The 13418-nt window shown below is 73.9% G+C and carries 11 protein-coding genes; 5 read left to right on the forward strand and 6 right to left on the reverse strand.

What is annotated here, in order from left to right; genetic code table 11:
• Position 1: 1 nt before the first annotated feature.
• From OHQ87_RS07325 to OHQ87_RS07340, 4 genes are read right to left on the reverse strand one after another with little or no spacing between them, the layout of a single operon-like run.
• On the reverse strand, positions 2 to 940 hold the full coding sequence (locus OHQ87_RS07325; protein ID WP_328346175.1) for a polysaccharide deacetylase family protein: 939 nt from the start codon (positions 938 to 940) through the stop codon (positions 2 to 4).
• A complete protein-coding gene (locus OHQ87_RS07330) occupies positions 934 to 2373 on the reverse strand; it encodes an MmgE/PrpD family protein (RefSeq protein WP_328346177.1) in 1440 nt (479 codons plus the stop codon). Before OHQ87_RS07330 ends, OHQ87_RS07325 begins: the two co-directional genes overlap by 7 nt.
• Positions 2370 to 3401: a zinc-binding dehydrogenase gene (locus OHQ87_RS07335; protein ID WP_328346179.1), complete on the reverse strand. Its 1032-nt coding sequence runs from the start codon at positions 3399 to 3401 to the stop codon at positions 2370 to 2372. The genes OHQ87_RS07330 and OHQ87_RS07335 overlap by 4 nt, the downstream gene beginning before the upstream one ends.
• Complete coding sequence (locus OHQ87_RS07340; RefSeq protein WP_328346181.1) at positions 3398 to 4375, reverse strand: asparaginase; 978 nt, start codon at positions 4373 to 4375, stop codon at positions 3398 to 3400. The genes OHQ87_RS07335 and OHQ87_RS07340 overlap by 4 nt, the downstream gene beginning before the upstream one ends.
• Before the next feature lie 228 nt (positions 4376 to 4603).
• Here OHQ87_RS07340 and OHQ87_RS07345 point away from each other — a divergent pair, with 228 nt between their 5' ends.
• Entirely contained in the window at positions 4604 to 5293 is a 690-nt protein-coding gene (locus OHQ87_RS07345) for a helix-turn-helix transcriptional regulator (protein ID WP_328346183.1), read from the forward strand.
• 695 nt (positions 5294 to 5988) lie between these two features.
• On the opposite strand, the gene OHQ87_RS07350 is transcribed toward OHQ87_RS07345, so the two are convergent.
• The gene (locus OHQ87_RS07350) at positions 5989 to 6387 is read right to left on the reverse strand and encodes a VOC family protein (RefSeq protein WP_328346185.1); all 399 of its coding nucleotides are present in this window, start codon (positions 6385 to 6387) and stop codon (positions 5989 to 5991) included.
• A 199-nt stretch (positions 6388 to 6586) separates the two neighbouring features.
• Here OHQ87_RS07350 and OHQ87_RS07355 point away from each other — a divergent pair, with 199 nt between their 5' ends.
• The 4 genes from OHQ87_RS07355 to OHQ87_RS07370 all read left to right on the forward strand — a co-directional run bounded on the left by OHQ87_RS07355 (position 6587) and on the right by OHQ87_RS07370 (position 11835).
• Complete coding sequence (locus OHQ87_RS07355; RefSeq protein WP_328349129.1) at positions 6587 to 6844, forward strand: hypothetical protein; 258 nt, start codon at positions 6587 to 6589, stop codon at positions 6842 to 6844.
• Positions 6845 to 6858: 14 nt separating this feature from the next.
• A complete protein-coding gene (locus OHQ87_RS07360) occupies positions 6859 to 8280 on the forward strand; it encodes a methyltransferase (protein ID WP_328346187.1) in 1422 nt (473 codons plus the stop codon).
• Positions 8273 to 10336 carry a sulfatase-like hydrolase/transferase gene (locus tag OHQ87_RS07365; RefSeq protein ID WP_328346189.1) on the forward strand — a complete coding sequence of 688 codons (2064 nt, stop codon included), beginning with the start codon at positions 8273 to 8275 and terminating at the stop codon, positions 10334 to 10336. The genes OHQ87_RS07360 and OHQ87_RS07365 overlap by 8 nt, the downstream gene beginning before the upstream one ends.
• A 215-nt stretch (positions 10337 to 10551) precedes the next feature.
• Positions 10552 to 11835, forward strand: a complete 1284-nt coding sequence (locus OHQ87_RS07370; RefSeq protein WP_328346191.1) for a citrate synthase — start codon at positions 10552 to 10554, stop codon at positions 11833 to 11835.
• A gap of 105 nt (positions 11836 to 11940) precedes the next feature.
• Here the strand turns inward: OHQ87_RS07370 and OHQ87_RS07375 are convergent, their stop codons facing one another.
• Entirely contained in the window at positions 11941 to 13347 is a 1407-nt protein-coding gene (locus OHQ87_RS07375) for a glycosyltransferase family 4 protein (RefSeq protein ID WP_328346193.1), read from the reverse strand.
• Between the last annotated feature and the right edge of the window lie 71 nt (positions 13348 to 13418).

Genomic DNA, 13418 nt, shown 5'->3' on the forward strand with positions numbered 1-13418 from the left:
GTCACTGCCCTCCGTGGGCCGGCAGGTCGGAGTAGTTGTGGTGCCACCAGTCGGCGATGTCCCGCCGCCTGGCGAACCAGACGCCGGGCAGGTCCTGCGCCCAGGCGATGAGGTCGCGCAGCGCGGAGGCCCGACCGGCCTGGCCGATCAGCCGGGCGTGCAGCCCGATCGAGATCATCTTGGGGGAGGTCTCGCCCTCCTCCCACAGGTACTCGATGCCCCGCCGGCAGTTCTCGAAGAAGTCGGTCGGGTTGCCGTAGCCGGGGCTGAAGGCGAACCGGCCGTCGTTGTAGGTGTGGGTGTACGGCAGCACCAGGTGCCGCTGCCCCGCCACCTGCACCCAGTACGGCAGGTCGTCGTTGTAGGCGTTCGAGTCGTAGCGGAAGCCGCCCTCCTCGACCAGCAGCCGCCGGGTCCGGTCCGACGGGGCGTACCGGGAGTACCAGCCGACCGGGCGTTCCCCGCACAGGTCCGTGATCAGCGCGGTCGCCCGGCGGATCTCCTCCCGCTCCTCGTCCTCGGTCATCCCGGACGGCTCCCGCCAGCGCAGGCCGTGCGAGCAGATCTCGTGCCCGGCGTCGACGAACGCCTTGGTCAGCGGCCGGTTACGGGCCAACGCCTCGGCGCAGCCGTACACGGTCACCGGGGTCTCGGTCCGGTCGAACAACCGCAGCAGCCGCCACGCCCCGGCCCGGCTGCCGTACTCGTAGACCGACTCCTGGGACAGGTCCCGGTGCTCCGCGCTGGTAGGCGTGTACGAGATCTCGCCGACCCACTCGTTGACGCTGTCGCCGTCGAGGAGGCTGTGCTCGGCACCTTCCTCGTAGTTCAGGCACAGGCTCACCGCCACCCGGGCGCCACCGGGCCACTCGACGCGGGGCAGGTCCGCGCCGTAGCCGACGAAGTCCCGCTCGGTGCCGGGTTCGACTCTGATCACCATGACGTCGTGTCCTCTCTGCTGGATGGGCCGGGCCCAGCGGGAACCGGCGGTGGACCGCCGTTCGGATTCGGTGCCCCACCCCGGACCAGCGCGGTGAGGTCTCGCAGTCGGGTCGCCCCGGGTGCCCGGGTCAGCCCGTGCAGCAGATCGGCCGCCCCGGCAGGTGCCCCCGGCGTGCGCAGCAGCGCGGTGTCCACGGCGGCCAGTTCGTCGGCCGTCATCGGGTCCTCCCGGTCGCCGTGGTGGAAGCGGGCCCGCCCGGTCAGCCGTGCCCCGCTGCGCGTGGTCACCTCCACCACCGCCGGTCGGCCCGCCGGATACCCCTGGTCCAACCCCGGGTCGTGGCGTACGGCCACCCGCTCGGCGAGCCGTGCCGCCCCCACCCGCCGGTCGTCCGGTGGGCCGTCCGGGGCGCCCGGATCCGTGCCGAGCAGCCCACAGGCCACCACCCACGGGATGCTGAACTGACGGGCCAGCCGACCGACCGGACGCCGCTCGGCCAACAGGGCCGCGCCCGCGTAGGTGTGCACGGTCACCGCCGCCACCTCGTCGGCCGGCAGGTCCCGGGCCATCGCGCGGGCCGCCGTCCAACCGGTCAGGGTGTGCGCGCAGACCCCCACCGGCTTGAAGTAGGCGTCCGGCAGCAGCGGTCGGGCCAGCAGCGCGGCGTCCACCCCGGCCCCGCCCGGCAGCCCCTGGTGGGCGGTCCGGCCGAGGTGGGGCAGCGCCGGATCGGTGGCCGGGAACCCGGCACCGGCGAGCCGGGCGACGGTCACCCCGTGGGCGGTGCCGAGGGCGGGCAGCAGGTAGTGGGCGGCGCGTCCCCGGCGGGTGTCGGCCTCCGGCCCGGCCAGCGCCACGGTCAGCGCCAGGTTCACCGCGTCGGTCAACGCGGGGGCGTCCTGACCGGCGACGATCCCGGCGGCGGCCGCCGCCGCGCCGGTGCCCCACCCACCGTGCGGGTGCACCCCGGGGCGGGGTGCGCCAAGCAGCAGACCGAGCCGGGCGCCCACCTCCCAGCCGACCGCCAGCGCCCGCAGGAACACCCGCAGGCTGCGGTCGTCGGCCTCGGCGACGGCCAGCGCGGCGGCGTACGCGTGCAGCCCCGGGTGCCCCCGGGACTCGCGTAGCCCCTCGTCGCACTGGCTCACGGTGATCGCGGCCGCCGTCACCGCCGCGGCCCGCGCCGGCTGGTCCGTCCCGCCCGGGACGGCCAGCAGGGTGCAGTGGCCGTCCGGGTCACCGGCGGTGTCGAGCCCGGCGGGCAACTGCCCACGGGCCGCGACGGCGTTGGCGGTCAGCCGGGCCGCCACCTGCCGGACCAGGACCTGGCCGCCGCCGGTGGCCAGCAGCGCGTCGGCGGCCTCCACGGCGCTGACGACGAGCGCGGCCAACACGTCGTCACGGGCGTCGCCCCGCCGGTGGCTGGTCACGGGGTGATCACCTGCTTGCCGAGGACCCGCCGGTCGGCGAGCGCCTGGTGGGCCCGGCCGGCATCGGCCAGCGCGAGGACCGCGTCGACCCGGGGAGTGAGCTGTCCCGTCGCGACCAGGCCCAGCACCCGGGCGATCTCGTCGGGGCGCTGGCTGCGCGACCCGCGCAGCTCGTACTCGTTGCGGAAGGTCTCGATGAGGTCGAGGTGCGGGTGCTCCCCGGCGTGGCCGCCGCCGACGATCAGCCGCCCGGTGGGGGCCAGGGTGCCCAGCGCGGCCTCGAAGACGTCGCCGCCGATGTGTTCGACGATCACGTCGAAGCCCGCGCCCCCGGTGATCTCCCGGGCCTCGGCGGCCCAGTCGGGGTTGCGGGTGCTCAGCACCGCGTCCGCGCCGAGGGAGGAGACGAAGTCGGCCTTCGCCGGGTCGCCGATCAGGCCGACGACCCGGGCACCGCCCAGCTTGGCGAGCTGGACCACCGCGTGCCCGAGTCCACCGGCGGCACCCGGGGCGAGGACCCACTCGCCGGGGGCGAGCCGGCCGATGGAGTACAGGGTGCGCCAGGCGGTGCCGAAGGAGATCGGGGTGGCGGCGGCGACCACCGGATCGAGGTCGCCGATGTCGAGCAGGCCGCGCGCCGGGGCCACCGCGTGCCGGGCGTAGCCGCCCCACCGGGTGATGCCGGGCATGTCGGCGTACGGGCAGAGGTTGGCGCGCCCGCCCAGGCAGCGGGGACAGGCCCCGCAGGGCGTGTTCGGCAGCACCAGCACACGGTCGCCCGGGGCCCGGTCGGTGACCCGGGAGCCGAGCCGCTCCACCACGCCGACCACTTCGCGGCCGAGCACGTGGGGCAGCCGCAGCGGCATCCGGGACACCCCGCTGCGCAGGTCGGCGTCGAGGTGGTTGACGGCGACGGCGAGCACCCGCAGCACGACCTCGTCCGGTCCGGGCTCGGGCAGGTCCACCTCGGTGCGGGTGAGCGTCTCGGGGCCGCCGTACCCGTTCATGGTCACTGCTTCGGTCTTCACGGTCGACGTCCTTCCACCATGGTGCGCAGGGCTTCCGGCACGGCGCCGGGTGCTTCGACGGCCAGGGCGAGGGCCAGCGCCACCCGGGCCTGGGTGCCGGTGAGGTCACCGGCGAAGAGCGCGCCGGCACGGGCGAGGGTGGCGCCGCCGCCGGCGTACACCGGGCGGACCCGGCCCGCCCCGGTCCGGCTGGTGATGACCACGGGTACGCCGCGCCGGCGGGCTTCCCCGACGGCCTCGGCGACCGCGGGCGGCGCGTTGCCGGCCCCGAACGCCTCGACCACGATCCCGGCGGCCCCCGCGCGCAGCGACGCGCGGAGGTGGGTGCCGTCCGCGCCGGCGACGAGCTTGATCAGGTCCACCCGGGGAAGCGTGGTGGGGACCGGTCGGTCGGCGTAGTGGCTGCCCCGGGCGGCGGTCGACACCCGCAGCACGCCGTCCGGGTCCACCAGGGCCAGCACCCCGGCGGTGCCGCCGGAGAACGCCGACACCGCCGAGGTGTGCACCTTGCGGCTCTCCACCGCGGCGTAGGCGACGCCACCCATGACCGTCGCCGCTCCCATCGGCTGCGGCGCGCTGACCACCCGGATCGCGTCGGTGAGGTTGCGCCGGGCATCGGAGTCGGGTTCGTCGGCGCTGCGTTGCGCGCCGGTCAGCACGACGCGGGCGTCGGGCCCGGTGAGCTGCCCGGTCAGGTAGGCGGCCTCTTCCAACGTGTCGGTCCCGTGGGTGACGACGACGCCGGCGAACCCGTCGGCGAGCTTGGCCCGGACGGCGTGGACGGTGGTGAGCATGTCGTCCAGGGAGAGCGCGAAGCTCGGGCGGCAGGACAGGTCGAACCCGTGGATCTCGACGTCTGCCGTGACGGTGACGTTCTTCAGCAGGTCCGCGACGGAGTCGGTCACGGCCAGGCCCTCGTCGGGGTCCCACCGCGACGCGATCGTCCCACCGGTTGCCAGAACCGCGATCCGCACCAGCCACACTCCTTTGCGCAAACGATTGCTCAACTGGGTGATGACAGTTGCACAAACGTTCGTCCTGCACAAGAGCTGCGGGAACGCAAAGCCGAGGAAGTTATCCGACGGCGACCAGCCAGGTGACGCCCCGGTGTCCGACCTGTTGCAGTGTCCGTCTTTGTCCGGTTCGGGCCGGTGGCCGGTGTCGTGGCGTGCTCGCAGCCAGGGACGTGGCAGGCTGGCTCCGTGTACCGGGAACGACCTGCGGAGGCGATCGTCGGCGCGGTGCTCTGGGCCAGCGAGAGCCGCCCGGACGCCCCGCCGACACGCGTGCTGCCCGACGGTTGCCTGGACCTGCTCTGGTCGAGCCGGTCGGGCCTGCTGGTCGCCGGGCCGGACCGCACGGCGCACCTGAGCGTGTCGACGCCGGGGGAGCATTGGCGCGGTGTCCGGCTACCTCCCGGGGTGGGCCCGGCCGTCTTCGGCATCCCCGCCGACGAGCTGCGCGACCGCCGGGTACCCCTCGAAGCCCTCTGGGGGCGGGCCGCCATCCGGCTCCCCGAGCAACTCGGCACGTCGCCGACGGCCGCCGACCTGGCCACGGTGGCTGCCGAGCGGCTCGCCCGGGTGGGTGGCGCGGACCCGCTCGGCCCCCGGGTGGCCGCGCTGCTCGCCGCCGGTGCCACGGTCACCGCGACCGCCGTCGAGGTCGGCCTCGGCCCGCGCGCCCTGCACCGACGCAGCCAAGCCCTCTTCGGGTACGGCCCGAAGACCCTCGCCCGCATCCTGCGGCTGCACCGAGCCCTCGCCCTGGCCCGTCGCGGCGTCGGATTGGCCGAGGTGGCCGCCCGCGCCGGCTACGCCGACCAGGCCCACTTCACCCGCGACGCCCGGGCCCTGGCGGGCGTCCCGCCGACCGCGCTGCTCACCCCGTGACCCCCGCCTCCTGCGGCGCCGGTCTCCCGTGCTGCCCTGCCCTACTGTGCTGCCCCTGTGGGTGCTGTCGTGCCCTGCGGTGCTGCCCTGCCCTGCGGTGCTGCCCTGCCCTGCGGTGCTGCCCTGCCCTGCGGTGCTGCCCTGCCCTGCGGTGCTGCCCTGCCCTGCGTGGCCCGGAAGTTCGCTGTCGAAGCCATCGCCGGGCAGCCGGAGGCCGGGGCGGCGTCAGCGGGCTGATCGGGACGGCCCTGGTGCGACCTGGGTGCGGCCCTGGTGCGATCCTGGCGCTCCGGCAACATGGTGAGCGCCGGCCCCACCCGGCGGACAGCGGGTAGCCGGGGCCGACCGTGTGCTGTTCGGGTCCTTTCGAGCTGATGACCCGAACGACTCACCACCCCGCCCTCTCGCAGCTGTCCGACGGGAGTACTTCGATGTCGGCGGCGATGGTGGGCCCTCGCCGTCCGGAGCACCCGATGGACCGGTTCCGGGAGGAGATCGGCCGGCTCCCGCTCGCCCCGAACCGACCCGGCGGCAGCGAAGCCGGTGGGCAGGTCGGTCAGGTGAGTCGTTGACGTCATCAGCTCGACAGGACCCGAACAGCACCAACACCCGGCCCTGCTCCCGACAGGATCCTGACCGGGTGTCGGCCCGCCGGGGGCAGTAGCGGAGCGGGCGGCCGTCGCTGGTCGAACGGGTCAGCTCGGGTCGAGGGGGGCGAAGAGGTCGACGCCGTTGCCGTCCGGGTCGTGCAGGACGGCGTACCGCTGGCCCCAGAAGGCGTCCCAGGGGGCGACCTCGCCGTGAAACCCCGCGTCGGTGAGCGTGGCCCAGTACCGGTCCACCTCGGCGGGATCGGCACACCGGAAGGCGAGGCTGGCGCGTGGGCTACCGCTGGGCGGCGTCCATTCGGGGTGGAAACCGCGCAGCATCGTCACGGTGTCCCAGGCCAGCCGCAGTCCACCCGGCAGGGGGACCTCGACGTGGTCCTCGTGGTCGGCGTCGGCCGGGATGTCCAGCCCGAGCCGACGATAGAAGTCCAGGGTGCGGGCCATGTCGGTGACCGCGGTGCTGACGAGATCGAAGCGAGGCGTCATGGGGTCAGGCTAGAACGGCGCCCGGGTCGGGGTCTTGAACGGAACGGACGGTGCGGAGGGGGGCGGAGGCATCCATGTGCCCTCGCGGTCGGGACGGACGACGTACGGTGTCAAGGGAGTAAACCGTCTTTCAGGGTTAAAAGCCCCATTGCGGGCGTGCCTGGTGGCGGTCCATGACGGCGAGGGAAGGGAGCGGCCGATGATGCACCTGGCCTACCTGGACGCGGGGTCCGGCAGTCTGATCGTGCAGGCGGTGGTCGGCGGAACAGCGGGTGCGGCGGTCGCCGCCAAGCTCTACTGGCGGCGCTTCGCGGCCCGCTTGGGTCGCCAGCCCACCGAACCCGCCGCCGACAGGCTGTCCGCCGAGCCTACCGGGGCCGCCGTAGGCCGGCTGCCCACCGGACCTGCCGAGGTCATCCCGACCGACCGGCAGCCGCGCCAGCCTGCCGACGGCTGACGGCGGGTGCGCGGATGACCACGACCGACCTCGGGATCCGGGCCGAACCGGGTTCCTTCCGCGACCCCGCCAACCGGGTCTTCCACCTCGGTGAGCAGGTGCTGCGCGGTCTCGGCCCCGGGGCCGCCGCCGACTGGCGCGCCCTCGCGGCCAGCGACTTCTTTGCCGCGCTGCTCGCCGAGGGCAAGGTCTGCGGCACCACGGTCGTCGACCCGGCGACGCTGCCGGACACCGGGTGGACCACGGTGCTGCGGCACGAGCGCATCCCGTTCGTGTCGCACCCGTACGAGTGGTCGTTCGGCATGTTGCGGGACGCCGCCCTGCTGCACCTGGAGATCCTGCGCCGGGCCCTCGAAGCGGGGTTCACCGTCAAGGACGGGTCGGCGTACAACCTCCAGTGGCAGGGTGCGACGCCGGTGTTCATCGACATCGGCTCGTTCGCGCCGCTGGTCGAGGGGGAGCCCTGGGCCGGCTACCGGCAGTTCTGCCAGACGCTGCTCTACCCGCTGCTGCTCCAGGCCCACCTCGGCGTGGACTTCCAGCCCTGGCTGCGGGCCCGGGTCGACGGCATCGAACCGGACCAGCTGCGCCCGCTGTTCCGGGGCATCCGGCGACTGTTGCCCGGCGTGCCGACGCACGTGCACCTGCACGGCGCGATGCAGGCCCGGCACGCCGCGGCCAGCAGCAGCGCCGTCGCCGCCCAGTTGCGCGACGCGGGCTACTCCCGCGGCCTGGCCTTGGCCACCGTACGCCGGTTGACGAAGCTGGTCCGTCGGCTGGACCGGCGGGTCGACGGCGGTCACTGGGTCGACTACCAGCGCACCTGTGCCTACAGCGCGGCGGACCGGGCGGCCAAGGAGGACTTCGTCGCGGCGGCCGTGGCGGCCGGCGACACCGCCCGGTTGGCGCTCGACCTCGGCGCCAACGACGGCCGTTACGCCCGGATCGCCGCCCGACGCGCCGCCCAGGTGGTCGCCGTCGAGCAGGACCCGGCCGTGGTCGACGCCCTCTACCGGGTGCTGCGCGCCGAGGGCGACCGGCGGATCCTGCCGCTGGTGATGGATCTGGCCGACCCGTCGCCCGGCGGCGGCTGGCGGGGCGTGGAGCGGGCCGGGTTCGCCGCCCGGACCCACGCCGACGTGGTGCTCGCCCTCGCCGTGGTGCACCACCTGGCGATCGGTCGCAACGTGCCGCTGTCCGAGGTGGTCGACCAGTTGGTCGGCTACGTCCGGCCCGGCGGCCGGCTGGTGGTGGAGTTCGTCCACCCGGAGGACCCGATGGCGCAGCGGCTGCTGGCGAACAAGCCGGCCGGGCTCTTCCCCGACTACCGGAGCGACGAGTTCGCACGGCTGCTGGCCCTCCGCTGCCGGGTCGAACGTCAGCAGGACCTGCCATCCGGAACCCGGACGCTCTACCAGGCGGTGGTGGATGGCTGAACCGACCCTCACCAGTACGCCGAGCCGCCGTCAGGTACCCGTCGCACCACCCGGGGCGGACGGGGAGTCCACCCCGTCCACCCGGCGGGTCGAGCTGCGCCGGGCGGGCGAGGTGGTCGCCCTGGTCGGCCTGGTGGTCACCCAACCCCTGCTCGACGTGCTGGGCCGCAGCCCCGACTTCTTCCTGTTCCACCGGGCCACCAGCGGGGACGTCCTCGCGTTGGTGGCGTTGGTCGCGCTGGTGCCCGGTGCCGTCGTGGTGCTGCTCGGGGCGGTGACCCGGCTGGCCGGCGTCCGGGTCCGGACCGGTACCCACACCGTCGTCGTCGGGTTGCTGCTGGCCGCGCTTGCCGTGCAGGTAGGTCGGCAGGTGACGCCGCTGCGGGGCGTACCGCTGCTGCTGGTGGCGGTGCTGGTCGGCGCGGGCGGGGCGGCGGCGCACCGGCGCTGGTCGGTGCTCGGTCGGGTGCTGCGGGTGGCCGCCCTCGGGCCGGTGGTCTTCGTCGGGTTGTTCCTGTTCGCCTCGCCGGCCTCGGCGGTGGTGCTGCCCCGGGCGCACGAGGGCGCCGCCGGGGTGGCCGGACCGGGGTCGCACCCGCCGGTCGTCATGATCGTCCTGGACGAGTTGCCGCTGGTCTCGCTGCTCGGCCCGGACGGGCGGATCGACGCCACCCGCTACCCGAACTTCGCCGAGCTGGCCGGCGGCGCGACCTGGTACCGCAACGCCACCGGGGTCAGCGGCTGGACGCCGTACGCGCTGCCGGCGATGCTGACCGGCCGCTACCCGGCGCAGCCTTCCGCGCCGCACTACTCGCAGTACCCGGACAACCTCTTCACCGCCCTCGGCGGCCTGTACGACATCCGCGCCCAGGAGAGCATCACCCGGCTCTGCCCGCCCAGCCGCTGCGACCAGCCGGTCGCCCCGGAGCAGGGGCTCGGCGTGCTGGTGCGGGAGAGCAGCACGCTGCTGCGCCGGATCGCCGCGCCGGTGGACAGCCGGGTCGACCCGGAGGAGTCGTACCGGGAGCAGACCGCCGCCGAGGTGGGCCTGGACGCCGCCGAACCGGTCCCGGCCGACCCGAAGTTCCGCTGGGACAGCCTCAACGACAACCAGCCCGCCCGGTTCACCAGCTTCCTCGCCGGCCTGCGCCCGGCCGACCGGCCGACCCTGCACTTCCTGCACCTGTTGATGCCGCACCCGCCGTGGACGTACCTGCCGTCCGGGGCCCGCTACGTCGCCCCGGACGACCTGCCCAACGACGGCGCGGGCTGGGTGGACCTGGCGCGGGCCCGGCACCTGGCCCAGTTGCGGTACACCGACCGGCTGCTCGGCGAGACGCTGCGGACGCTGCGCGCCAGCGGCCTGTACGACAGGTCGCTGCTCCTGCTCACCGCGGACCACGGGGTGAGTTTCACCAGGGACTGGCAGGGGCGGGGGCGGGACGCGATCGACCACGCGGCCGGCGAGGTCGCCTGGGTGCCGATGTTCGTCAAGGCCCCCGGTCAACGCGCCGGAAGGGTCGACGACCGCAACTGGGAGCACGTCGACCTGCTGCCCACCATCGCCGACGAGGTGCACGTCCGGATCCCGTGGCGGCTCGACGGGCGGTCGGCGAAGCAACCGCCGCGGGAGCGTACCGAGAAGTACTTCTACGACCGGCCCGGTGAGCGGATCGTCCTCCCCGGCGGGGTGCCGGCCCGGCCCGTGCCGCCCGCCCCGCATCCGCTTGTCGGTACGACGGTGGGGGAGAAGCCGGCCGGCGGCACCGCCACCGTGGCGGACCTGGCCGCGTTCGACCACGTCGATCCGGCGTCCGGGGAGCTGCCGGCCCTGGTCGGGGGCAGCGTGCCCCGGCAGGTGCCCGACGGCACGCTGCTCGCGGTCGCCGTCAACGGCCGGGTCGGCGCGGTCGTCCCGGTGGTGCCGAGGGACCAGGGGGGCCGCCGGTTCGCCGCCTTCCTCCCCGACGACCACCTGTTCCGGCCCGGGGCGAACCGGTTGGACATCTACCGGGTGGGTGCCGACGGCGGGCTGCGCCGGCTGACCCTTTCCTGACTTTTCGTCGACTTCCGCCGCTTTCGACCGTGCCGTCCCCGGCGTCCGACCTGGTGCGACCGGTCCACGCCCGACGGGGTTTCCGCGCCGCCGGGTCGGGAATCGGGTGACGCATACCTCACCGCAGAACCACGGCGGGCGGTATCCCCGCGACCGCGATTACGGTAAAAGCGAAGGCAATTCAACGAAGATTCGCCGGCGAAGCGAGGAACCACATGACGGAAGTGAAGCTCGACCACCCCGGTGGGCAACTTTCCATGCCGGTGCAGGGCGCGGTCGAGGGTCCTGCGGGCATCGGGGTCAGCAAGCTGCTCAAAGAAACCGGGATGACAACATACGACCCCGGTTTCGTGAACACGGCCTCCTGTTCGTCCGCGATCACCTACATCGACGGTGACGCGGGCATCCTGCGGTACCGCGGCTATCCGATCGACCAGCTGGCCGAGAAGTCCTCCTTCCTGGAGGTCTCCTACCTGCTCATCTACGGTGAGCTGCCGACCCAGCAGCAGCTGGGCGAGTTCAGCGAGCGGATCCGGCGGCACTCCCTGCTGCACGAGGAGATGCGCCGGTTCTTCGACGGGTTCCCCCGGGACGCCCACCCGATGGCCGTGCTGTCCTCGGCGGTCAGCGCCATCTCCACCTTCTACCAGGACAGCCTGGACCCGTTCGACTCCGAGCACGTGGAGATGTCCACGGTCCGGCTGATGGCGAAGGTCCCCACCATCGCCTCGTACGCCTACAAGAAGTCCATCGGGCAGCCGCTGCTGTACCCGGACAACTCGCTGGGCTACGTGGAGAACTTCCTGCGGATGAACTTCGGCGTGCCCGCCGAGCCGTACGAGGTCGACCCGGTGGTGGCCCGGGTGCTGGACATGCTGTTCGTCCTGCACGCCGACCACGAGCAGAACTGCTCGACCTCCACCGTGCGGCTGGTCGGCTCCAGCAACGCCAACCTCTTCGCCTCGGTCTCGGCCGGGGTGAACGCCCTGTTCGGGCCGCTGCACGGCGGTGCCAACCAGGCCGTGCTGGAGATGCTGGAGAAGATCGAGGCCGACGGCGGTGACGTCGCGTCCTTCGTCCGCAAGGTGAAGGACAAGCAGGACGGTGTGAAGCTGATGGGCTTCGGGCACCGGGTCTACAAGAACTACGACCCGCGGGCCGCCATCGTCAAGAAGGCCGCCCAGGACGTGCTCGGCCGGATGGCCACCCCGGACCCGCTGCTGGATCTCGCGATGCAGCTGGAGGAGATCGCGCTGGCCGACGACTTCTTCGTGTCCCGCCGGCTCTACCCCAACGTGGACTTCTACACCGGCCTGATCTACAAGGCCATGGGCTTCCCGACCAAGATGTTCACGGTGCTGTTCGCGCTGGGCCGGCTGCCCGGCTGGATCGCCCAGTGGCGCGAGATGATCAGCGACCCGGAGACGAAGATCGGCCGGCCCCGGCAGATCTACACCGGCGCCCCCGAGCGGGAGTTCACCGCGATCTCGCAGCGCTGAGCCTGGTCACCACGAAGGCCGCCGACCCCGCAGGGGGCCGGCGGCCTTCGTGCGTACGCCGGGCTCGGCGTCGGTGCCGGCTGCGCCGGGCTCGGCGGCGAGCGGTCAGCGCAGGCCGGCGGCGACGAGCAGGTTGCCCGCCGGGATCGGGGCGGTGACCCGGCCGGTCGCCATCCGCTGCTCGGCACGCTGCGCGGTGAACGCGGCGTCCCCGGCGATCGCCGAGGCGTACGCCGTCGCGGTGCGCTGGGCGATCGCCGACCAGCCGTACTGCTCGTGCACCATGGCGCGGGCGCGGCGGGCGAGCACCCGGGCACGGTCCCGGTCCGACAGCAGCGCGTGGACGGCCTCGGTGAGGTCGGCCGGGTCCTCCGGGGCGAAGGTCATCCCGGTCACCCCCGGCTCGACGATCTCGGCCAGCCCACCGGTCTCGGACACCGCGAGCGGCGCACCGGCCGCCGCCCCCTCCAGGGCGACCATCCCGAACGGCTCGTAGATGCTGGGCACCACGAAGCAGTCCGAGGCGGCCATCACGGCCGGCAGGTCGGTGCCGCCGAGGAAGCCGGGCATGGCGACCGTGCCGCCCAACCCGAGCCGGTGCACCTCGGCCTCCAACTCCGCCTTGTACGGCCCGTCCCCGACGATCACCGCACGCAGGCCGGGGTGCCGTTCCCGCAGCCGGGGCAGGCCGGCGATCAGGTGCTGGACGCCCTTCTCGTAGACCAGCCGACCGGCGAAGGTGACGAGCGGACCGTCCCCGGCGAACCGGGTGCGGGCCGCGGTGACCGCCGAGGTCGGCACCTTCCAGCGGTGCGGCTCGACCCCGTTGGGGACCACGTCGACCCGGGCGGTCGGCACGTCGAACAGCGCGCCCACCTCGTCGCGCATGTACCGGGAGCAGACGACCACCCGGCCGGACTCGGCGGCCAGCCACTGCTCGACGCCGTGGATGGTGCGGTTCATCTCGCCCGGCAGCCAGCCCTGGTGCCGGCCGGCCTCGGTGGCGTGGATGGTGCTGACCAGCGGCACGTCCAGGTGCGCGCGCAGCGTCATGGCGGTGTGCGCGACCAGCCAGTCGTGGGCGTGGATCACGTCGTACGTGCCGGACTCGGTGGCCCGCAGGGCGGCCCGGGTCAGGGTGTGGTTGAACGCCATCGTCCAGGCCAGCAGCGAGTCGGTGGCCAGCGGGAAGGTCACCGGATCCTCGGCGGCCCGGACGATCCGCACGCCGTCGGCGTACTCCTCCAGCGGCGCGCCCTCGGTGTGCCGGGTGACGACGGTGACCTCGTGCCCGGCGGCGGCCAGGGCCACCGACAGGGCGTGCACGTGCCGGCCGAGCCCGCCCACCAGCACCGGCGGGTACTCCCAGGAGAGCATCAGGATGCGTCGGGTGCGCGGGGGCACGCCGGAGCCGCCGCCCTGCTGGGGGATCTGGGGCCGGAAGGTGGGGGTGGGCCGGCAGGTCCGGTCCACAGCGGTCGCGAGCTGGTCGCTGATCCGCAGGGTGGTCACAATCGATCTCCGTCCGTGCACACGGGGTTGCGCCGGCGACGATGGCGGCGGAAGGGGTGGTGGTGGGGGTG

Source organism: Micromonospora sp. NBC_00421, from assembly GCF_036017915.1.
Classification (GTDB): Bacteria; Actinomycetota; Actinomycetes; order Mycobacteriales; family Micromonosporaceae; genus Micromonospora.

What these genes read in the sequence shown, in the direction of transcription:
- OHQ87_RS07350 (WP_328346185.1), bottom strand. Translation starts at nt 6,387, where the DNA reads ATGACGCCTCGCTTCGATCTCGTCAGCACCGCGGTCACCGACATGGCC.
- OHQ87_RS07370 (WP_328346191.1), top strand. Translation starts at nt 10,552, where the DNA reads ATGACGGAAGTGAAGCTCGACCACCCCGGTGGGCAACTTTCCATGCCG.
- OHQ87_RS07325 (WP_328346175.1), bottom strand. Translation starts at nt 940, where the DNA reads ATGGTGATCAGAGTCGAACCCGGCACCGAGCGGGACTTCGTCGGCTAC.
- OHQ87_RS07365 (WP_328346189.1), top strand. Translation starts at nt 8,273, where the DNA reads ATGGCTGAACCGACCCTCACCAGTACGCCGAGCCGCCGTCAGGTACCC.
- OHQ87_RS07360 (WP_328346187.1), top strand. Translation starts at nt 6,859, where the DNA reads ATGACCACGACCGACCTCGGGATCCGGGCCGAACCGGGTTCCTTCCGC.
- OHQ87_RS07355 (WP_328349129.1), top strand. Translation starts at nt 6,587, where the DNA reads ATGATGCACCTGGCCTACCTGGACGCGGGGTCCGGCAGTCTGATCGTG.